Annotated in this window: 17 protein-coding genes and 1 pseudogene; 11 read left to right on the top strand and 7 right to left on the bottom strand. The window is 72.9% G+C overall.

What is annotated here, in order from left to right; translation table 11 throughout:
* Positions 1-7 precede the first annotated feature (7 nt).
* Positions 8-2,134 carry a prolyl oligopeptidase family serine peptidase gene (locus E6R18_RS25625; protein WP_168712432.1) on the bottom strand — a complete coding sequence of 709 codons (2,127 nt, stop codon included), beginning with the start codon at positions 2,132-2,134 and terminating at the stop codon, positions 8-10.
* Positions 2,135-2,297: 163 nt separating this feature from the next.
* On the opposite strand from E6R18_RS25625, the gene E6R18_RS25620 reads away from it, so the two are divergent.
* The 8 genes from E6R18_RS25620 to E6R18_RS25585 all read left to right on the top strand — a co-directional run bounded on the left by E6R18_RS25620 (position 2,298) and on the right by E6R18_RS25585 (position 9,862).
* Positions 2,298-2,492 carry a hypothetical protein gene (locus E6R18_RS25620; protein WP_018100847.1) on the top strand — a complete coding sequence of 65 codons (195 nt, stop codon included), beginning with the start codon at positions 2,298-2,300 and terminating at the stop codon, positions 2,490-2,492.
* A 63-nt stretch (positions 2,493-2,555) separates the two neighbouring features.
* On the top strand, positions 2,556-3,461 hold the full coding sequence (mshB, locus tag E6R18_RS25615) for an N-acetyl-1-D-myo-inositol-2-amino-2-deoxy-alpha-D-glucopyranoside deacetylase (protein ID WP_136319270.1): 906 nt from the start codon (positions 2,556-2,558) through the stop codon (positions 3,459-3,461).
* Complete coding sequence (locus tag E6R18_RS25610; RefSeq protein WP_136319269.1) at positions 3,458-3,877, top strand: DUF6113 family protein; 420 nt, start codon at positions 3,458-3,460, stop codon at positions 3,875-3,877. Before mshB ends, E6R18_RS25610 begins: the two co-directional genes overlap by 4 nt.
* Before the next feature lie 437 nt (positions 3,878-4,314).
* Entirely contained in the window at positions 4,315-6,201 is a 1,887-nt protein-coding gene (locus tag E6R18_RS25605) for a hypothetical protein (protein WP_136319268.1), read from the top strand.
* Between the two features lie 190 nt (positions 6,202-6,391).
* Positions 6,392-7,330: an ABC transporter ATP-binding protein gene (locus E6R18_RS25600; RefSeq protein ID WP_136319267.1), complete on the top strand. Its 939-nt coding sequence runs from the start codon at positions 6,392-6,394 to the stop codon at positions 7,328-7,330.
* A complete protein-coding gene (locus tag E6R18_RS25595; RefSeq protein ID WP_136319266.1) occupies positions 7,324-8,079 on the top strand; it encodes an ABC transporter permease in 756 nt (251 codons plus the stop codon). The genes E6R18_RS25600 and E6R18_RS25595 overlap by 7 nt, the downstream gene beginning before the upstream one ends.
* Complete coding sequence (locus tag E6R18_RS25590; RefSeq protein ID WP_136319265.1) at positions 8,076-9,254, top strand: histidine kinase; 1,179 nt, start codon at positions 8,076-8,078, stop codon at positions 9,252-9,254. The genes E6R18_RS25595 and E6R18_RS25590 overlap by 4 nt, the downstream gene beginning before the upstream one ends.
* The gene (locus tag E6R18_RS25585) at positions 9,251-9,862 is read left to right on the top strand and encodes a response regulator transcription factor (protein WP_136319264.1); all 612 of its coding nucleotides are present in this window, start codon (positions 9,251-9,253) and stop codon (positions 9,860-9,862) included. Before E6R18_RS25590 ends, E6R18_RS25585 begins: the two co-directional genes overlap by 4 nt.
* Before the next feature lie 24 nt (positions 9,863-9,886).
* On the opposite strand, the gene E6R18_RS25580 is transcribed toward E6R18_RS25585, so the two are convergent.
* Together E6R18_RS25580 and E6R18_RS25575 are read right to left on the bottom strand one after the other, a co-directional pair.
* Complete coding sequence (locus tag E6R18_RS25580; protein WP_136319263.1) at positions 9,887-10,576, bottom strand: response regulator transcription factor; 690 nt, start codon at positions 10,574-10,576, stop codon at positions 9,887-9,889.
* Positions 10,573-11,790: a sensor histidine kinase gene (locus E6R18_RS25575; RefSeq protein ID WP_136319262.1), complete on the bottom strand. Its 1,218-nt coding sequence runs from the start codon at positions 11,788-11,790 to the stop codon at positions 10,573-10,575. Before E6R18_RS25575 ends, E6R18_RS25580 begins: the two co-directional genes overlap by 4 nt.
* A 133-nt stretch (positions 11,791-11,923) precedes the next feature.
* Here E6R18_RS25575 and E6R18_RS25570 point away from each other — a divergent pair, with 133 nt between their 5' ends.
* The 3 genes from E6R18_RS25570 to E6R18_RS25560 all read left to right on the top strand — a co-directional run bounded on the left by E6R18_RS25570 (position 11,924) and on the right by E6R18_RS25560 (position 15,270).
* Positions 11,924-12,832, top strand: coding sequence for an ATP-binding cassette domain-containing protein (locus E6R18_RS25570; protein WP_136319261.1), 909 nt, complete (start codon positions 11,924-11,926; stop codon positions 12,830-12,832).
* Positions 12,829-13,689, top strand: coding sequence for an ABC transporter permease (locus tag E6R18_RS25565; RefSeq protein ID WP_136319260.1), 861 nt, complete (start codon positions 12,829-12,831; stop codon positions 13,687-13,689). The genes E6R18_RS25570 and E6R18_RS25565 overlap by 4 nt, the downstream gene beginning before the upstream one ends.
* Before the next feature lie 204 nt (positions 13,690-13,893).
* On the top strand, positions 13,894-15,270 hold the full coding sequence (locus E6R18_RS25560; protein ID WP_136319259.1) for an alpha-amylase family protein: 1,377 nt from the start codon (positions 13,894-13,896) through the stop codon (positions 15,268-15,270).
* A gap of 50 nt (positions 15,271-15,320) precedes the next feature.
* Here the strand turns inward: E6R18_RS25560 and E6R18_RS25555 are convergent.
* From E6R18_RS25555 to E6R18_RS25535, 4 genes and pseudogenes are all read right to left on the bottom strand, one after another.
* Positions 15,321-15,811: pseudogene (locus tag E6R18_RS25555) on the bottom strand (3-beta hydroxysteroid dehydrogenase); the annotation flags it as partial.
* 216 nt (positions 15,812-16,027) lie between these two features.
* Positions 16,028-17,839 carry a coagulation factor 5/8 type domain-containing protein gene (locus E6R18_RS25545; RefSeq protein ID WP_136319258.1) on the bottom strand — a complete coding sequence of 604 codons (1,812 nt, stop codon included), beginning with the start codon at positions 17,837-17,839 and terminating at the stop codon, positions 16,028-16,030.
* A 384-nt stretch (positions 17,840-18,223) separates the two neighbouring features.
* Complete coding sequence (locus tag E6R18_RS25540) at positions 18,224-18,766, bottom strand: TetR family transcriptional regulator (RefSeq protein ID WP_136319257.1); 543 nt, start codon at positions 18,764-18,766, stop codon at positions 18,224-18,226.
* 23 nt (positions 18,767-18,789) lie between these two features.
* Positions 18,790-19,368 (bottom strand): sugar O-acetyltransferase, encoded by a 579-nt coding sequence (locus E6R18_RS25535; protein ID WP_136319256.1) that lies wholly within the window; start codon positions 19,366-19,368, stop codon positions 18,790-18,792.
* Between the last annotated feature and the right edge of the window lie 82 nt (positions 19,369-19,450).

The raw sequence follows: 19,450 nt of genomic DNA, 5'->3' as shown, positions 1-19,450 counted from the left end.
GCGCCGCTCAGAGCCCCAGCGACCGCTTCAGGAAGTCCACCTGGAGCAGCAGCAGGTTCTCGGCGACCTTCTCCTGCGGGGTCATGTGGGTCACCCCGCTCAGCGGCAGCACCTCGTGCGGCCGGCCGGCGGCGAGCAGCGCCGAGGACAGCCGCAGGGTGTGGGCGACCACCACGTTGTCGTCCGCCAGACCGTGGATGATCATCATCGGCCGCACCTGCTCGGCCGCGTGCGACAGGCCCTCGTCGGTGAGCAGCGAGTTGTACGCGTACACCTCCGGCTGCCCGGCCGGGTCGCCGAGGTAGCGCTCGGTGTAGTGCGTGTCGTAGAGCCGCAGGTCGGTCACCGGGGCGCCGACGACCGCCGCGTGGAAGACGTCGGGGCGCCGCAGCACGGCCATCGCGGCCAGGAAGCCGCCGTACGACCAGCCCCGGATGCCCACCCGGTCCAGGTCCAGCGGGAAGCGCTCCGCGAGCGCCTGGAGGGCCTCCACCTGGTCGCCCAGGGTGAGCGCCAGGTTGTCCTTGACCGCCTTCTCCCAGGCCGGTGAACGACCCGGCGTGCCCCGCCCGTCCGCGACGACCACCGCGAAGCCCTGGTCCGCGAACCACTGCGAGGTGAGGTGCGGATTGTGGGCGGCGAGGACCCGGCGGCCGTGCGGCCCGCCGTACGGGTCCATCAGGACCGGAAGCGGACCGTCCGATTCCGAGTACCCGGTGGGGAGCAGCACGGCGCACGGAATCCGCCGTGCGCCCCCTTCGGTGAGCACCGGCCGGGCGGACAGGACCGGGCGCTGCGCGTGGCTCCCGACCGTCGCGATCTCCTTGCCGTCGCGCAGCACCCGCGCCGTCGTCCCCGGCCGCTCGGGCGACGCCGAGACCAGCACCGTCACCCGGCCGGAGCGGACCGCCGTGTGCACGCCCACGCCCTCCGAGACCCGCTCGACGCCCAGCTCGTTGACCCGGTACACATGGCTCTCGCCGGTCTCCGGCGCGGCGGCCTCCTCGCCCGCCGACGCCGCCACCAGGACGTCGGAGCCCCCGATGTCCAGCACCGACTGGATGTGCAACTGCGCCCCGGTCAACGGCCGGTCGCCGACCGCCAGGACCCGCGCCCCGCCCTCGTCCGCGATCCGCACCAGCCGCCCGTCCGGCGCCCAGGCGGGCACCCCGGGGAAGAGCTCCAGCCACACCGGGTCCTCGTCCGCGTGCACCGTCCGGGTCGCCCCGGTCTCCGGGTCCACCGCGAGGCACAGCTGACTGAGCTGGTCCCGGGCCTGCACGAGCAGCAGCGGCGCCCCGTGCGACGACCAGTGCACCCGCGCCAGGTACGGGAACCGGGCCCGGTCCCACACCACTTCGACGCGCTTGCCGTCCAGGCCCACCACCTGGAGCCCCACCACGGCGTTGGGCGTGCCGGCCGCCGGGTACGCGACCTCGGCCGGCCTGCGGTCCGGGTGCGCGGGGTCCGCGATCCACCACCGCCTCACCGGGCTGTCGTCCACCCGGGCGACGAGCAGCCGGTCCGACTCGGGCGACCACCAGAAGCCCCTTGAGCGGCCCATCTCCTCGGCCGCGATGAACTCCGCGAGTCCGTACGCGGCATGGGCGTCCTCGGGCTCCGCGAGCGCCCTGTCGTCCTCGCCGGCGGCGCCCACGACGCGCAGCGCGCCCTTGGACACATAGGCGACGTGCCGCCCGTCCGGGGAGGGGCGCGGGTCGATCACCGGCCCCGGTACGGGCAGCGCACGCGCCGTACCGGAGAGCAGATCCGCGACGTACACCTTCCCCGAGAGCGCGAACGCCGCCAACTTTGCCGCCGCGTCCACCGCGTAGCCCACGATCCCCGACGACCCCTCGCGGCTGCGCTCCCGGCGGGCGCGCTCCTGCGCCGACAGACGCTCCTGCGAACCGCCCAGCAGCGCCGAGGGATCGGCCACCAGCCGCTCGCGCGGGGCGGCGCCCTCGGCCACGTCCAGCACCCAGAGCCGGCCCGAACGGTCGGTGCCGGAGCCCGAACGCAGATAGACCACGCGTCCACCGTCGGGTGAAACCGTGAACGCGCGAGGCGCCCCGAGGGTGAATCTCATCGTCCGGGCGAACTGGAGCGGAAAGGTGATCTCTGACGAAGTCATGGGCCGAACCTATCGGCCGCCCCCGTCCGTGCGCCCCTCGTGCTGCTGTGCCCCGATCAATGCCTTGCCACGGATAGTTATGATCCGTAGCGCTCGGTGGGTATGAACCTGCTGGCTCCATGCGTGCTGCCCGTCCCGACCGTACAGATGGAGGTGAACCGCCGTGGCGCTCTCGATTTCGGCGGTGGTGCTGCTGGCGATCATCGTCTTCCTGCTGATCCGGAAATCCGGACTGAAGGGGGGACATGCGGTCGTCTGCGCGCTGCTCGGTTTCTATCTCGCCAGTTCGTCCATCGCGCCCACCATCTCCGAGCTGACCACGAATGTGGCCGGCATGATCGGGGGCATCAAGTTCTGACGCCACTGCCTCACCCCCGGCCGTCGTCGGTGCGCGGAGCCGCCGGCTCGTAGGGTGGTCCCCATGACGGACCTCCCCGCCCGGCGGCTGCTCCTGGTGCACGCGCACCCGGACGACGAGTCGATCAACAACGGCGCCACCATGGCCAGGTACGCGGCCGAAGGCGCCCTGGTCACGCTGGTGACCTGCACGCTCGGCGAGGAGGGCGAGGTCATCCCGCCCGCGCTCGCCCATCTCGCCGCGGACCGGGACGACACCCTGGGCCCGTACCGCCGCGGCGAACTCGCGGCGGCCATGGAGGCGCTGGGCGTCACCGACCACCGCTTCCTCGGCGGCCCGGGCCGCTACCGGGACTCCGGGATGATGGGCGCCGAGCAGAACAGCCGTCCCGGCGCCTTCTGGTCGGCCGACGTGGACGAGGCCGCCGGACACCTCGTGGACGTGATCCGCGAGGTGCGCCCCCAGGTCCTGGTGACGTACGACCCCGAGGGGGGCTACGGGCACCCCGACCACATCCAGGCGCACCGGGTCGCCACCCGTGCCGCGGAACTGGCCGCCGACGCCGCGTACCGCCCCGGCTCCGCCCCGCACACCGTCGCCAAGGTCTACTGGAACCGGGTGCCGCGCTCGGTCGCCGAGAAGGCGTTCGCCGGTCTGCGCGCGGAAGCCCCCGACGCGTTCCCGGGGATCGCCGCGATCGAGGACGTCCCGGGTGTGGCGGACGACACCCTCGTCACCACCCTGATCGACGGCACGGGGCACGCGGAGGCGAAGGCCGCGGCGATGCGGGCGCACGCCACCCAGATCGCCGTCCAGGAGCCCTACTTCGCCCTCTCGAACGACCTCGGCCAGCCCCTTTTCACCGTCGAGTACTACGAGTTGGTCACGGGCACCCCGGGCCCATCGGGCGCTCCGAAGGCAGAGCTCGAACACGATCTCTTCGCGGGCCTGACGGAGGCCGGACGGTGAGCGGCAGCAGCAGGGCGCGGGCCGGCCGGACGGAAGCGCCGAAGCAGGACATTCCGGCCACCGGTATGGCCTCGCCGCTCAACCCCGGCGCAATCGCCGCCCTGTTCGGCCTGCTGGTCCTCGGCGCCCTCGTCGGGATCGCCGGGGCGCTGGTCCAGCCCGCCTGGTTCCCCGGCGGACTGATCCTCGCCCTGGCCGCGTTGGCCGGCCTCTTCTACGGCGGCCGCACCCTGACGGGCACCCAGGCGGGGGCCCTGGCGCCCGCGGCGGGGTGGCTGATTTCGGTCATTCTTTTGCTCAACGGGCGGCCCGAAGGGGACTACGTCTTCGGTGACGCGCTGGGCCTCGCGCTCTACATGCTGGGCGGGATGGCCATCGCTGTGATCTGTGCCACCTTGTCGCGCTCGCCCCGGTAGACGGGCCGACAGCGGCCGACCTGCCAAGTAATGTGCCACGTCCGATCCCGTAATGCCCCCTGTCCGTCCGGGGGTGCGCCGTCGTTTCCCCCGGTCGCGGGGTGTCTGTCCGCACCGCCCAGTAAGGTGGTTCGCGCGCCCGGGCTGCGGCACGGGGGAAGCACGGGCGGCGGAGCCAATCGGGAGAACCTGCTTTGAGTCGTGAAACTGACAGTTCGTCCTCCGGGCCCCAGGGTCGCGGAGGAGCCGCGTACCCCTCGGGTACGCCGCCGTACGGATCCCGCCAGTATCCGTCGCAGGACGCCTCGGGGGAGACCCCGGAATCCGACGGTCCCGGACGGTCCGAAGAGCCGAAGACCGAGACGACCCTGACGACGCGTATCCGGATCAACATCCCGGGCTCGCGTCCCATCCCGCCGGTTGTCATGCGTACGCCGATGAGCGACGCCGAGGGCGGCAGCGAGCGGACCGCCGAGACCCCGCGCCCGGGCACCCCGGCGCAGGGCGGCGCGCGGCAGACGCCCCCGGCACCGGCGGCGGAGTCCGGCGAGGAGGCCGCCCCGGCGGCCGAACCCGCCCCGGAGAAGCCGGCCAGGGAGAAGAGCGGCAGCGACTGGTTCGCTCCGCGCAAGCCCCCGGCGGCCGCCAAGCCCCCGGCGGACGGGCAGTCCGGCGGCGGCACGGACGGCGCGGGCTTCCCCGCCACCGGCCCGGGCGCTCCCGGCGCCCCGGCGGGCCAGGGCGTTCCGGGCGGCCCCGGCGCTCCCACCGGTCCGGGCGGACCCGGTGCCCTTCCCGGCGGCCAGGCCCCCGGCCGCGTGAACCGGCCCTCGGGGCCGCGCACCGACCTGCCGTACTTCTCGGACGGCCCGCAGCGCGACCTCCCCGAGGGCCCGGACGTCCCCGGCGACGGCCCGCGCTCCACGCCGAACCCCGGGGTCCGCACCCCCGGCCCGTCAGGTCCCACCACGGGCCCGGCCGCCGGCAGCTCGGCGCTCACCCCGAACCTCGACGGCCCCGGCCCCTTCCCGCCGGGCATGGGCCCCGGCGGCCAGGCGGGCCCCGGGGCGCAGCGGCCCGGCGGCCCCGGCGGGGTGCCGCCGCGGATGTCCGACGACACCGCGGTGCTGACCCCGCAGTTCCCGCAGCCCGGCGGCCCCGGCGACAACGTCTCGGGTGACACGCTGAACAGCGGCATCCCCGTCGTGCCCGGCGACCGGCGCGACCGGTCCGCGTCCCCGTTCCCGGGCGGCGACGGCCCCGGCCGCGCCCCGGCCGACCCGATGGGCACCGGACCCGCCGGGCAGGACGGCTTCGCCCCGCAGCCGCCGGCCCCGGCCGCCCGTACCGCCCCGAAGCCGGGCGCCCCCGCCAAGAAGGGCCGCTCCAAGCTGGTGCTGCTCGGCGTCGCGGCCGTCTGCCTGCTGGGTGTCGCGTACGGTGCCGGGCTGCTGATGAACCACTCGGACGTGCCCAAGGGCACCACCGTGCTCGGCGTCGACATCGGCGGCGGCACGAAGGAGCAGGGCGTCGAGAAGCTGGACGCCGCGCTCGCCAAGCGCGCCGCGGCCCCGCTCCAGCTGAGCGTCGACGGCAAGAAGACGCAGCTGGCGCCGGACAAGGCCGGGCTCTCCCTGGACAGCCAGGCGACCGTGCGCTCCGCGGCGGGCAGCGACTACAACCCGGTCTCCGTCATCGGTTCGCTCTTCGGCGGTGAGCGGACCGTCGAGCCGGTGTTCCCGGTGGACCGGGAGAAGCTCGCCGTCGCGCTGCAGGACCTGGCCGGTGTCTCGGGCACCGCGAAGGACGGGACGATCAAGTTCGAGCCGGGCAAGGCCGTCGCCGTACCCGGCACGGCCGGCAAGGCGCTCGACGTGAACAAGTCGGTCGTCTCCGTCCGGGACGCCTACCGCGCCCAGGTCGAGACCGGCCGTACGAACACCGTCCAGCTGCCCGTCGTCACCAGGGAGCCCACCATCACCCAGGCCGAACTGGACCGGGCGATGAAGGAGTTCGCCGAGCCCGCGATGTCCGGCCTGGTCGTCATCAAGGCGGGCGGGAGGCAGATCCCGTTCGGCCCGGCCAAGTCGCTGCCGCAGATCCTGTCGATGAAGGCGGTCGACGGCAAGCTCGTCGACTCCTACGACAAGAAGGCCATCGAACAGCTCTGCGGGGGCGTCTTCGACGGCGTCATGATCACCAAGAGCGACGGCAACAAGCGCCAGCTCAGCGCGGACGACGTGGCCCTCGCCATGAAGGGCGCGCTGCTCGGCAGGACCGAGGCCGAGCGGACCGTCACGATCGACCTCGACGGCAACGGCTGACCGCGCCCGCACCGCGTGCCACCGCCCGCACCGCGTGCCACCGCCCCCGGCCGGACCTCCGGCCGGGGGCGGCGGCGTTCCCGGACCGGGTCCGTGCCCGCCCGTCATCCTCGGGGGATGACATCTGTCATCCCGTATCCACGACCCGTGACCCTGCCGCGCGCACCACCCGGTCGGCCAGGCTGGACGCATGACAACGACAGCCACCGAAGCGACCGCGGCGAGGACCGCGGTGGTCAGCTTCGACCAGGTCACCAAGGCATACGGAGACGTACGCGCCGTCGACGGGCTCACCCTCGACCTGCACCCCGGCGAGACCGTGGCGCTGCTCGGCCCCAACGGCGCCGGGAAGTCCTCCACCCTCGACCTCCTCCTCGGCCTGCGCCCCGCCGACTCCGGCAGCGTCCGCCTCTTCGGCACGTCCCCGCAGGAGGCCATCGCGGCCGGCCGGGTCGGCGCCATGCTGCAGAGCGGCGGCCTGATGGAGGACGTCACCGTCGAGGAACTGGTCCGCCTGGTCTGCGGCCTGCACCCCCGCCCCCACCCGGTGAGCGAGGTGCTGGCCCGGGCGGGCGTCGCGTCGATCGCCGGCCGGATGGTCAACAAGCTCTCCGGCGGCCAGGAGCAGCGCGTACGGTTCGCCCTCGCCACCGCGGGCGCCAACGACCTGATCGTGCTGGACGAACCGACCACCGGTATGGACGTGACCGCCCGCCAGGCATTCTGGGCCACCATGCGCGAGCAGGCCGAGCAGGGCCGTACCGTCCTGTTCGCCACCCACTACCTCGAAGAGGCCGACGCGATCGCCGACCGCGTCCTGGTCCTGCACAAGGGCCGCCTCCTCGCCGACGGCACCGCCGCCGAGATCAAGGCCAAGGCGGGGGCCCGCCGGATCTCCTTCGAACTGGAGGGGCCCGTCGACGAGGCGGCCCTGCGCGGGCTGCCGTTCCTCTCCACGCTCGACGTCAGCGGCCGGCGGGTGCGCATCCAGTCGCACAACGCGGACGCGACCGTGCACGCCGTCTACGGCCTCGGCCTCTACCCGCGCGAACTGGAAGTCGCCGGTCTCGGCCTGGAACAGGCATTCGTCGCCATCACCGAGGCCGAGGAGGCCAAGGCTTCATGCTGAATCTCATCTCGTGGGCCCTCATCAGGCTCGAAGTGACCCGCACCCTGCGGAACAAGAAGTTCATGTTCTTCTCGGTCATCTACCCCTCGGTGATCTACCTGCTGATCTCCGGCACCCAGAACACCACCGACACGGTGGCGGGCACCGATCTGACCCTCCAGTCCTTCTTCATGGTCTCCATGGCCTCCTTCGGCGCGCTGACCGCCGTCCTGATGGGCAACAGCGAACGCATCGCCAAGGAGCGCGAGAAGGGCTGGGTGCGCCAGCTGAGGCTGACCGCGCTGCCCGGCCGCGGCTACGTCCTGGCCAAGATCGCCGGCGCCGCCATCGTCACCCTGCCCTGCATCGTCGTCGTCTTCCTCGTCGCCGCCGCGGTCAAAGGCGTCCGCTTCGACCTGTGGCAGTGGTGCGCGCTGACCGGCGTCATCTGGGCCGGCTCGCTCGTCTTCGCCGCGCTCGGCGTCGCCATCGGCTACCTCGCCAGCGGTGACGCGGTCCGCCCGGTCACGATGATCATCTACTTCGGGCTCTCCATCCTCGGCGGCCTGTGGATGCCGAGCGCCACCTTCCCGCAGTGGCTCCAGAACATTTCCGAGTGGCTTCCCACACATGCGTACGCTGCACTCGGCCAGGCCGTCGAGATGGGCGGCGCGCCGCACGCCGAGGATGTCGCCGTCCTCTGCGCCTACTTCCTGCTCTTCGCGGGCGGTGCGGCCTGGCTCTACCGGAAGGACACCTTGAAGGCGTGAACGAGGACGAGACGTCGGTGGGCGTCGGCAGCCCACCGGAGCGGCGCAAGCAGATGAGGCTCAAGGCCCTGTGGATCGGGATCTGGCTCGCCTTCATGAGCGCCCCGGTGAAGGACCTCGTGGACGCCCGCCACACCGCGTGGGCGACGGCACTGGGGACGCTCGGCCTGCTGGTGTTCGTCGGCAGCTACCTGCTCCTGGTCTACCGCCACACCTCGAAGGCGCTCGCCCCGGTCCGGGTACGCTCCGCGCTCGCCTTCCTGGGGGTCCTGGCCGTCGTGCTGTCCCTGACGCTGGGCACCCCGTGGCTGGTGCTGTTCGTCTACGTCTCGGTCTCCGTCGGGGCCACCCTGCCCCTGTCGACCGCCCGCTGGCTGATCCCGCTCGTGACCGCCGTCCTGATCGGCATCGGCGCGGCCCGCGGACACCCCAGGGAGGTCATCAGCGCGCTGGCCTTCCCGGCCCTGCTCGGCGGCTTCGCGATGACCGGCATCCGGCAGATGATCCGCACCACGATCCAGCTCCGGGAGGCCCGCGCCACCGTCGCCCAGCTCGCCGCCAACGAGGAACGCCTCCGCCTCGCCCGCGACCTGCACGACCTGCTCGGCCACTCCCTCTCCCTGATCACCCTCAAGAGCGAGCTGGCCGGGCGGATGCTCCCCGACCAGCCCGAGCGGGCCGCCGCCCAGGTCGCCGACATCGAACAGGTCAGCCGCCAGGCGCTGGTGGACGTGCGCAGCGCCGTCACCGGCTACCGCAGGCCGACCCTCCCCGGCGAACTGGCGGGAGCCCGGACCGCGCTGGCCGCCGCCGGAGTCACCGCAGAGGTCACCGCCGAGGTCCCCGACGGCCTGCCCGAGGAGCCGGAGGAGGTACTCGCCTGGGGGCTGCGGGAGGCCGTCACCAACGTCGTGCGCCACAGTGGCGCGCACCGCTGCACGGTCACCCTGGCCCCGCGCCAGACGCTCGACGGGCGCGTCCTCGAACTCGCCGTCGCCGACGACGGGCGCGGCGCCACCGGCACCCGGCCGGGCAACGGCCTCACCGGCCTCACCGAACGGCTCGCCACCGTCGGCGGCACCCTCACCACCCGGGCCACCCACCCCCGCTCCGGCAAAGGCTTCACCATGGTCCTCAGCGTTCCGTTCGAATCCGGCCTAGGATCCGCGGAATGAGCATGATCAGACTCCTCCTCGCGGAGGACCAGTCCATGGTGCGCGAGGCCCTGGCGGCGCTCCTGGGTCTGGAACCCGACATCGAGGTGGTCGCCCAGGTCGCCCGGGGCGACGAGGTCCTGGCGGCGGCCCGGGAACACGGCATCGACGTGGCCCTCCTGGACATCGAGATGCCCGGCATGACCGGCATCGACGCGACGGCCCAGCTGCGCGACGCCCTTCCGGACGTCAAGGTCGTCGTCGTCACCACCTTCGGCCGGCCCGGCTATCTGCGCCGCGCGATGGAGTCGGGCGCGGACGCCTTCCTGGTGAAGGACGCCCCCGCCTCCCAACTCGCCGAAGCGGTACGCAAGGTGCTCGCCGGCGAACGCGTCATCGACCCCACCCTGGCCGCCGCCGCCCTCGCCGACGGGGCGAGCCCGCTGACCGAGCGGGAGCGCGAGGTGCTGCGCACCGCGGCGGACGGCTCGACCAACGCGGAGATCGCCGCCACGCTCCACCTCTCCCAGGGCACGGTCCGCAACTACCTCTCGATGGCGATCCAGAAGATGGCCGCCCGCAACCGCGCCGAGGCCGTCCGCATGGCCCGGGAGAAGGGCTGGCTGTAGCGGCGGCCACGGCCTCCGGCGCCTTCACCGGCCGGGGGAGACCAGCCCCGCCTCGTACGCGATGATGACCAGCTGCACCCGGTCCCGCGCGCCGAGCTTGGCGAGCAGCCGGGTCAGATACGTCTTCGCCGTGGCGACGCTGATGACCAGGCGCTCGGCGATCTCCGCGTTGGAGAGCCCGCCGCCGACCAGCACCAGCACCTCGCGCTCCCGGTCGGTGATCGCGGTGAGCGGCGGCCGGGCGGACGGGGAGGCGGGACGGTTCGCGAACTCCTCGATCAGCCGCCGGGTGACGCTCGGCGCGATGAGGGCGTCCCCCGCCGCCACCACACGGACCGCCGCCAGGATGTCGTCCAGCGCCATGTCCTTGACCAGGAAGCCGGCCGCCCCGGCGCGCAGCGCCCCGTACACGTAATCGTCGTCGTCGAACGTCGTCAGGACCACCACACGCGGATCGCCGCCCGCCGCGGCGATCCGCTCGGTCGCCTCGATCCCGTCCATGCCGGGCATCCGGATGTCCATCACGACGACATCGGGCGCCAGCCGCGCGGCCAGCCGGACCGCCTCGTCGCCCGTGCCCGCCTCGCCGACCACCTCGATGTCGGGGGTGTCGGCCATGACCATGCGCAGCGCGGTCCGCACCAGCGGCTGATCGTCCGCGAGCACCACCCGGACCGGGACCGCGGGCGCCGCCGCGGCCGTGTCCTGGCTCATATCGCCTCCCGCGCGGGCACCGGCAGCCGGGCCATCACCCGGAAACCTCCGCCCGGGTCCGGGGCGGCGGCGAACTCGCCGTGCAGCAGGGCCACCCGCTCCCGCATCCCGACCAGGCCGAACCCGGTGGACGCGCCCCGGCCGGCGCCCCGGCCCCGGTCCGCGACCTCGATGGCCACCTCGTCCGCGCCGTACTCGACCAGGACCCGGCACGCGTCGGTGGCGGCATGGCGGACGACATTGGTCACCGACTCCTGGATGATCCGGAACGCCGACAGGTCGATGTCCGGCGGCAGCGCCCGCCGTTCGCCCCGCCACCGCACGTCGACCCGGACCCCCGCGGCGGTCGTGGCCCGCGCCAGCCGGTCCACATCGGCCAGGCCCTCGGCCGGGCGCAGCGGCGCGCTCCCGGCCGCTGCCCCGTCCTGCCCCGGCCCGGTCTCGCGCAGCGCGCCCAGCATCCTGCGCAGCCCCGACAGCGTCTCCCGGCCGGCCCTCTCCACCGCGCTCATCGCCTCCCGGGCGGCGTCCGGCTGGGTGTGCACCACCCTGGCCGCCGCGCCCGCCTGGAGGGCGATGATGCCGACGCTGTGCGCCACCATGTCGTGCATCTCGCGGGCGATGCGCAGCCGTTCGGCCACGAGCGCCCGGTCGGTCGCCCGGGCCGTCAGGTCCGCTTCGTGCCTGCGGCTCTCGTACACCGAGCGGCCCACCAGCCAGGCGACGGCCGCCGTCAGCGCGACGGCCAGCTCCGACGACGTGCCCGCGACCCAGCCGGCGAGGGCCCGGCTGCTCACGAAGGCGACGAGCACGGCGAGCGACATGAGCAGGGCGACGACGCCCGTGCGCATCGGCCGGGTGGCGGCGACGAAGTACAGGGCCACGTCGACCGCCAGGAACTGGGCGAGCGGTATCTCGGCCACGCTGAGCGGCATGGTGGCGAGCGCGGCGGCGCCCAGCAGCATCGCCATGGCCGGCAGCGGACGCCGGGTGAGCCGCAGGCAGCCGGCCATCAGCAGCGCCGTGGACAGCAGTTGCGTCAGCAGGCCGTCCCACCGGTAGTAGAGGACCCCGGGCCGGACGGACGCCTCGTACTCGCCGGGCAGCCTGACCCGCATGAGGAAGGTGAGCACCACGCCCGCGTACCAGGCAGCCGCCACCCACGCGCCGGGTGGGACGCGCTTGAGCAGCGGCAGAAGGGGCGAAGGAGCCATGGTGCCGATCGTAATGAGCGCCCAACCGGCCCGCATCGGCCCACGGTTGTACACCCACGGGTGGCCCTCGGCCCGGCAGGTGTCAGCGGCGGTCCGACGACGGGGCCCGGTGGCGGCCACCAGAGTGGATCTCGTGATCGAAGTCAACGGACTGACCAAGCGATACGGCGACTCCACCGCCGTCGACGACCTCACCTTCACCGTGCGGCCGGGCGAGGTGACCGGCTTCCTCGGACCCAACGGGGCCGGCAAGACCACGACCCTGCGCATGCTCCTCGGCCTGGTCGAACCGACCGCCGGAACGGCCACCCTCCGGGGCCGGCCGTTCCGCGACCACCCGCGCGGGCTGCGGCACGTCGGCGCCCTCCTCGACGCGGGCGACGTCCACGGCGGCCGCACCGCCCACGCCCACCTCGCCGTGCTGGCCCGCAGCAACGGCATCCCGGCCGCCCGGGCCGGTGAAGTCCTGGCGGAAGTGGGCCTCGCGGGAGCGGCCCGCCGCCGCATCGGCGGCTTCTCGCTCGGGATGCGCCAGCGCCTCGGCATCGCCACCGCCCTGCTCGGCGATCCGCCCGTCCTGCTCTTCGACGAGCCGCTCAACGGCCTCGACCCGGAAGGCGTGCTGTGGGTGCGCGGGCTGCTGCGCGGGCTCGCCGCCGAGGGCCGCACCGTGTTCGTCTCCAGCCACCTGATGACCGAGATGGAGAACACCGCCGACCGGCTCGTCGTCATCGGCCGGGGCGCACTCATCGCCGCCGAGTCCCTGACCGCGTTCGCCGCCCGCTCCACGCGGCTGAGCGTGACCGTGCGCACCCCCGACAGCGCCGCGCTGACCCCGCTGCTGACCGGCGAGGGTGCCTCGGTCACGGGGGAGGGCGACCGGCTCACCGTGACCGGTCTGCCCGCCGAGCGCATCGGCGAACTCGCCCTGCGCCACCGGGTCCTGCTGCACGAACTGACCACCCTCGGCGCCTCGCTGGAGGAGGCGTTCATGGAACTCACCGCGGACAGCGCCGAATACCTCGCAGGAGACCACCGATGACCACGGCGACGACCACCGCACCCGCCGGCCGCACGACGCACGACGAGCCCCGCGCCCGCTTCACCGACCTGCTCGCCGCCGAGTGGCTGAAGATGTGGTCGCTGCGCTCGACGCCCTGGCTGTACGCGCTCAGCGCCCTGGCCGTCGTCGCGTTCAACGCCGGCACCGCCTACGACCACTACAAGTACTGGTACCAGCACGACGTGCGGAGCCAGGAGTTCTTCGTCTCCCACGGCCTGGCGCTCGCCGACGCCTTCACCGAGAACTCCGCCCTGGTGCTGGTCCTCGCCCTCGCCGCGATCGGCGCCGTCTCGGTCACCGGCGAGTACGGGAGCGGGCTCATCCGCACCACGTTCACCGCGGTCCCGGCCCGCCGCGCGGTGATGGCCGCCAAGGTTCTCGTCCTCGCCGCCGTCAGCACGGTCTTCGGCGTGCTCGTCGCCGCCGCCTCGTTCGCCTCGACGCAGGCCATCCTGTCCGGCCGCGGCGCGTCCGTCTCCCTCGGCCACCCCGGAGCGCTCCAGGTCCTCATCGCCTCCGCGCTGCTGGCCCCGGTCGCCGCGCTCGCCGGACTGGCGATCGGCACGGTGATCCGGCACACGGGGACCTCGGTCGTGGCGTGCGTGGTGGTGCTGCTCCTGCTCCCGGTCATCCTCAGCGACCGGCGGCACCTGACGGCGGTGCTGCGGCACGCGCTGCCGCTCAGCGGGTGGGAGCGGCTGACGGACGTGGTGTTCCCGCAGACCGCGCCCACGCTCTACCCGTGGTCGGAGACGGGTGCCTGGACCGGCTACGTCCTGTGGGCGCTGGCGGCGGGGGTGGTGACGGTGCTCGCGGTGCACCGCCGTGACCAGTGACGACGCGGGGCCCACTGCTCCCGTATCGCCGACTCGCCTGCCCGGCAAAACATTTCAGAAACCCGCTGGAATTTCTTGCGTGATCTCTTGACGTGCTCACCGCCACAGCGGCAGGCTCCGAACTCCCCCCACGGTGGCCAGGCGCGTGGCCGCCCCCGCAGGGTACGGACCCCATTTCCGTACCCGCGACCGAAGGAGCCGCAATTGAGTTCCCGCGCCCTCCGCGTGACGCTGGCCGGGCTGCTCGCAGCCGCCGGCGTCACCGCGCTCACCCCCTGGACCTCCCAGGCCACCCCGCCGGGCGAGAAGACCGTCACGGCCACCCTGTTCGAGTGGAAGTACGACGCGGTGGCCCAGGCGTGTACGGACTCGCTGGGCCCGGCCGGCTACGGGTACGTGGAGGTCTCGCCCGCCTCCGAGCACATCCAGGGCGACCAGTGGTGGACCTCGTACCAGCCGGTCAGCTACCGGATCGCCGGGCGCCTCGGCGACCGTGAGGCGTTCGCCTCGATGGTGGAGAGCTGCCACGCGGCCGGGGTGAAGGTCGTCGCCGACGCGGTCATCAACCACATGTCGTCCGGTTCCGGCACCGGGACCGGCGGCACCGCGTACACGAAGTACGACTACCCCGGGTACTTCCAGGACCAGGACTTCCACGGCTGCCGCAAGGACATCAGCGACTACGGCGACCGCGACGACGTCCAGACCTGCGAACTGGTGGGCCTCGCCGACCTGGACACCGGCAGCGACGCCGTCCGTACGACGATCGCCGCCTACCTCTCCGACCTGCGGGGCCTCGGCGTCGACGGCTTCCGCATCGACGCCGCCAAGCACATGGCCGCCGACGACATCGCCGCGATCAAGGGCAAGACGGCCGACCCGGGCTACTGGGTCGGCGAGGTCATCCACGGCGGCGGCGAGGCGGTCCAGCCCGAGGAGTACACGGGCGTGGGCGACGTGGACGAGTTCCGCTACGGCGGCCACCTCAAGAGCGCCTTCCAGGGCGGCGGCATCAGCGGGCTGCGAGGCGTGGCCGACGGCAAGCTGGCGAGCGGGAGCGCCCGTACGTTCGTCGACAACTGGGACACCGAGCGCAACGGCTCCACGCTGACCTACAAGGACGGCGCGGCCTACACCCTGGCCAACGTCTTCATGCTGGCCTCGCCCTACGGTTCGCCGAACGTCTTCTCCGGCTACGAGTGGTCGGACAAGGACGCCGGCCCGCCGAACGGCGGCGCGGCGGCCTGCGGGGACGACGGCTGGACCTGCACGCACGCGCGGACCGCGATCACCGGCATGGTCGGCTTCCACAACGCGACCGAGGGCGCGGAGCTGACCGACTGGTGGGACAACGGCTCGTCGGCGATCGCCTTCGGCCGGGGCGACAAGGGGTTCGTGGCCCTCAACAACGGGGAGGGCGAGCTGACCGAGACGTTCTCCACCTCGCTCCCGGCGGGCACGTACTGCAACGTGGCGCAGGCTTCCCCGGACGCCTGCGACGGAAACACGGTGCAGGTCGGCGACGGCGGCACGCTGACGGCGACCGTCCCGGCGAAGGGCGCGCTGGCCCTGCACGGCTGAGCACCACCGGCCGCAGGCACCTTGCCCCAGGTGCCTGCGGCCTTGTGCTGTCAGGCGAAGTAGTGGTCCTGGTCGAGGTCTTCGAGCAGCCCCGGACAGGCCGGCCGCCAGCCGAGCGCCTCACGGGTCAGCGCGGCGGAGGACGAGCCGTCGACCCCCACGAGGCCGCCCAGCCAGGCGAAGTGACCGGCCGCGTCCTCGGGGGAGACGGAGGCCGTGGGGACGCCGAGGTGGCGCCCGATGACCTCGGCGACGGCCCGCAGCGGGACGCCCTCCACGCCCACCGCGTGCAGCGTGGAGCCGGCGGGGGCGTCCTCCAGGGCCGGCCGGAACAGGCGGGCGGCGTCCGAGCGGTGCACGGCCGGCCAGCGGTTGGAGCCGTCGCCGACATAGCCGGCCACGCCCTTCTCGCGGGCGATGCCGATCAGCGCCGCCATGAAGCCGTGGTCCCCGTCGCCGTGGACCGTCGGGGCAGCCGGACGACGGAGGAGCGGACGTCGCGGGAGGTGAGGGCGAGCGTCGCCCGGGCGTTGTCCTGCCGGCCGCCGGGGCCCGAGGCCGGCGCGTCCGGAGGCGGGCGTCGCCGTCTTCAAGGTCGCGTTCGAGCGCTGGATCGGAGGCGACGGCTCCCGGGGCCCGGCGTACTTCCTGCGCGAGGCCCTGGACGGCCTCAGAGCGGTGACCGGGGGCGGATAGCCGAAGGGCCCGGACCGCACGGAGGCGGCCCGGGCCCGGGGTGGTGCGGATGCGGTCGTCCCTACGGGAAGGACACCACCTGCGACGGAATGGTGTCCGTCCCCGAGGTGGCCGAACCCGTGTCGTTGATGACGTGGTTGTACTGGCCCTGGCCGCCGAGGGAGACGACGAGCAGGTCGTGGAACTTCACGCCGGGCTTGACCGGGGCCTCGAAGCCGTGGTCCTGGCGGATGGTGGGGTCGGCGGTGAAGTTGCAGTAGCTGCCGAGCCCCCAGCCCTCGTGCGTGGTGACGGAGTCGTCCACCTTGTAGGCGGCGAAGCCCTTGACGTCACCGTTCTGGACGGCGTCCTGGTTGGGGACGTCGTACGCCTTCTCGTTCTGGTAGAAGATCGTCTTGCCGTTCTCGCCGGACCAGCGCACGTCGTACTTGTTGAAGTGCTCCACGAACAGGCCGGTGGCCAGGACGTTGTCGCCGTTGACCTGGAGGCCGTAGTCGGACCGGTTGGTCTCCCAGCCGACGCCCTCGCCGTGGTCGGCGCGCCACAGCCAGGTGTGGTCGATGATCGTGTCGTTGCTGTTGATCACCATGCCCGTGGTGGCCTTGCCCGCGCCCGCGCCGCCGACCCGGACGAAGACGTCCTGGAGGGAGGTGGGGTTGTCGGCGTGGCTCGCGGACGCGCCCTCGGGGCCGACCTCGATCAGCGACTCGGAGTTGGTGGCACCCGCGTCGACCAGCAGCCCGGCGAGCTTCACGCCGTCCACGTCACCGACCTTGAGGGCGGTGACACCGTTGTCCGGGATGATCGTGGCGAGGCCGAGCCCGAGCACGACGGTGTCGGCGCGGTCGATGTCGATCGTCTGGTCCACGTGGTAGACACCGGGCGTGAACAGCAGGTGCAGGCCCTGCTGCACGGCCGCGTTGATGGTCTCCGCGCTCGCGCCGGGCTTGACCACGTAGAACCGGTCCAGCGGGATCGACTCGCCCTGCGGGGTGCCGTTCCCCCACGACGTGCCGCGCGCGTTGGTGCGCTTGGCCGGGACGAAGACCTTGTAGTCGTCGCCGTCCAGGTAGAGGAAGGGCTTCTCGCGCGAGACCGGGGTGTTGTCGAGCGTGGTGTACGGCGGCTCGGGGAAGCTCTGCGCGGGCGCGCCCTCGACGCCGGAGAACGTCATGTTCCAGACGCCGTTGCCCCAGCTGCCGATGGAGCTGTCGCGGGTGTACCACTGCTGCTGCGAGTACGGTCCTACCTGGCCGTCGATCTTGCTGTCGGCGATGTACCCGCCGCTCGCCCAGCCGTAGCCGTTCGGGGCAAGGTTGAGGCCGCCCTTGACGTGCATCCGGCGGAAGGGCGCCGCCTGCGAGACGGCCCAGCGGTCGGTGCCGCTGACCGGGTTGAGCGCCAGGTTCTCCGCCGAACGCCAGAAGTTCTGCGTGGCGTTGCCGTCGAACCAGCCCGCGTCGACGGTCACGTCACCGTTGAACGTGGTGTCGTCCGGGTTCAGCCCGAGACCGGCGATCGAGGTGTAGAAGCCGATCTGCGCGTTGATGTCGTCGTACGTGCCCGGCTTGAACATCAGCGCGTAGCGGCCGGTGCCGAACTGCGCCGACTCCTGCTGCTTGAAGACCTCGTCGACCTTGGCCTGGATGTCCGGCATCGACGGGTCGAACACCAGGACGTTGGGCCCGAGGTCGCCGCCGCCCTCGACGGCCTGCGCGTCCTGGCCGAACGCGGTCTGCGCGGTGGGCACGGCGAGGAGCAGCGACACGGCGAACGCGGCGAACCCGAAGGCCCGCCCGCGACGCCTGCGGCCGGGTGTTCCGGCGGTGTGGGTGGGGGGAGTTGTGGGGGCTTCCGTGGGGGGAAGGTGCATGGACGTACGTCTCCTGAGTCGTGGTGCGAGTGACACGACGAGCTGTCCGGAGAGCGCTCTGAGAGCGCTCTCCGGTGGGTGTTGATGGTTCCGTCGTCACTGGGGAAACGTCAAGAGGTGTGCAACAGAAGCCTCACCCGAACCGGCTGGGCGCAACAATCAACGGCAGGCGAACGGCAATTGACCCGTTCTGCGCTCAGTTCGGGGCGGCCTTGGTTTCAGGAGATGATGGTGCGTCGTGCGTGCGGACGGGCGCTGGGCTCGCACGGACGGCCGAACTCGCCGTAGATGGCCGCAGGTCGGCCCGCCGGCGCGCGCGGCTCAGTGACGACCTGGCCGGCACCTTGGTCAGGTGGGGTGCCGGCCAGGGGCTGGGGGCGCGCGTCAGGCGCGCGTGATGCGGGCGATGGCTTCGACGGTCAGGGCCCGGTCGTGCGGTTCGGTCTCCAGGGCGCGGTGGATGGACAGGCCCTCGATCAACGCGTCCAGCTGACGGGCCGTCGCCGGGTCGAAGTGCCATTCCAGGGCGACCCGGCTGCGGCGCATCCACTCGCGGGTCAGCTCGCGGTAGGCGGGCTTGCGGGCGGCCAGGGTGTACAGCTCGTGGGTGAGGACCAGTTCGCGCTGGTTGCCGCCGGACAGGTGGTGGACCAGGTCGGCGACCGCCTCCCGGGCCTCGTCCCGCGTGGTGGCGGCGCCGAGGCGCTCCTCGAAGACGGCGACGACGCCGCTGGAGAAACGGGTGAACGCCTCCCGCAGCAGCTCGTCCATGCCCGCGAAGTGGTACGTCATCGAGCCGAGCGGCACCCCGGCGCGGGCGGCGACCTTGCGGTGCGAGGTCCCGGCGACCCCCTCCTGCGCGATCAGGTCGAGCGCGGCGGTGATGATGCGCTCCCGCCGCTCGGGGTCGTTCTGTCCGGTCGCCACCTGTGTCCCTCGTCGTCCCTCGTCTAGATCGAACGGATCACCCGGGCCGGATTGCCCACGGCGACCACGTCGGCGGGGATGTCCTTGGTGACGACGGCTCCCGCGCCGATGACGCTGTTGTCCCCGATGGTCACCCCGGCGAGCACGATCGCCCCGCCGCCGAGCCAGACATTGTCGCCGATCGTGATGGGCCGCGCCGCCTCCAGCTTGTCCCGGCGGGGCTCCGGCTCCACCGGGTGGGTGGGCGTGAGCAGCTGGACGTTCGGCCCGATCTGGCAGTCGCGGCCGATGGTGATGGGGGCGACGTCCAGGGCGGTGAGGTTGTAGTTGACGAACGTGTCCTCGCCGACCGTGATGTACGTGCCGTAGTCGACGTACAGCGGCGGCCGGATGTGCGCGCCCGCGCCGAGGCCGCCGAGGAGTTCGGCGACCACCGGCTGCGCCGCGTCCGGGTCCTCGGTGTAGGCGGCGAGGTAGCGGGCGGCCAGCCGCACGGCGCGCCGCTGGGCCTCGACGATCTTCGGGTCGTCGGCGATGTAGAGGTCCCCGGCGAGCATCCGCTCCTGGTTCGTACGCGGGTCTCCCGCGAAGTGGTCCGTCATGGGTACGATCGTACACTCAAGGCGTACGATCGTACGCTCGTGGCGCTCGCCACCTTTCCGACCCGTCTGCCGAGGCCCCGCT

Source organism: Streptomyces sp. A1277 (assembly GCF_004795015.1).
Taxonomy (GTDB): domain Bacteria; phylum Actinomycetota; class Actinomycetes; order Streptomycetales; family Streptomycetaceae; genus Streptomyces.
This window is presented reverse-complemented; position numbering and strand designations above follow the sequence as displayed.

Excerpts from the sequence above, each read along its gene's own strand:
- E6R18_RS25575 (WP_136319262.1), bottom strand. The coding sequence starts at position 11,790 with ATGGCTCCTTCGCCCCTTCTGCCGCTGCTCAAGCGCGTCCCACCCGGC.
- E6R18_RS25625 (WP_168712432.1), bottom strand. The coding sequence starts at position 2,134 with ATGACTTCGTCAGAGATCACCTTTCCGCTCCAGTTCGCCCGGACGATG.
- mshB (WP_136319270.1), top strand. The coding sequence starts at position 2,556 with ATGACGGACCTCCCCGCCCGGCGGCTGCTCCTGGTGCACGCGCACCCG.
- E6R18_RS25605 (WP_136319268.1), top strand. The coding sequence starts at position 4,315 with ATGAGCGACGCCGAGGGCGGCAGCGAGCGGACCGCCGAGACCCCGCGC.
- E6R18_RS25595 (WP_136319266.1), top strand. The coding sequence starts at position 7,324 with ATGCTGAATCTCATCTCGTGGGCCCTCATCAGGCTCGAAGTGACCCGC.
- E6R18_RS25535 (WP_136319256.1), bottom strand. The coding sequence starts at position 19,368 with ATGACGGACCACTTCGCGGGAGACCCGCGTACGAACCAGGAGCGGATG.
- E6R18_RS25545 (WP_136319258.1), bottom strand. The coding sequence starts at position 17,839 with ATGCACCTTCCCCCCACGGAAGCCCCCACAACTCCCCCCACCCACACC.
- E6R18_RS25580 (WP_136319263.1), bottom strand. The coding sequence starts at position 10,576 with ATGAGCCAGGACACGGCCGCGGCGGCGCCCGCGGTCCCGGTCCGGGTG.
- E6R18_RS25600 (WP_136319267.1), top strand. The coding sequence starts at position 6,392 with ATGACAACGACAGCCACCGAAGCGACCGCGGCGAGGACCGCGGTGGTC.
- E6R18_RS25585 (WP_136319264.1), top strand. The coding sequence starts at position 9,251 with ATGAGCATGATCAGACTCCTCCTCGCGGAGGACCAGTCCATGGTGCGC.
- E6R18_RS25565 (WP_136319260.1), top strand. The coding sequence starts at position 12,829 with ATGACCACGGCGACGACCACCGCACCCGCCGGCCGCACGACGCACGAC.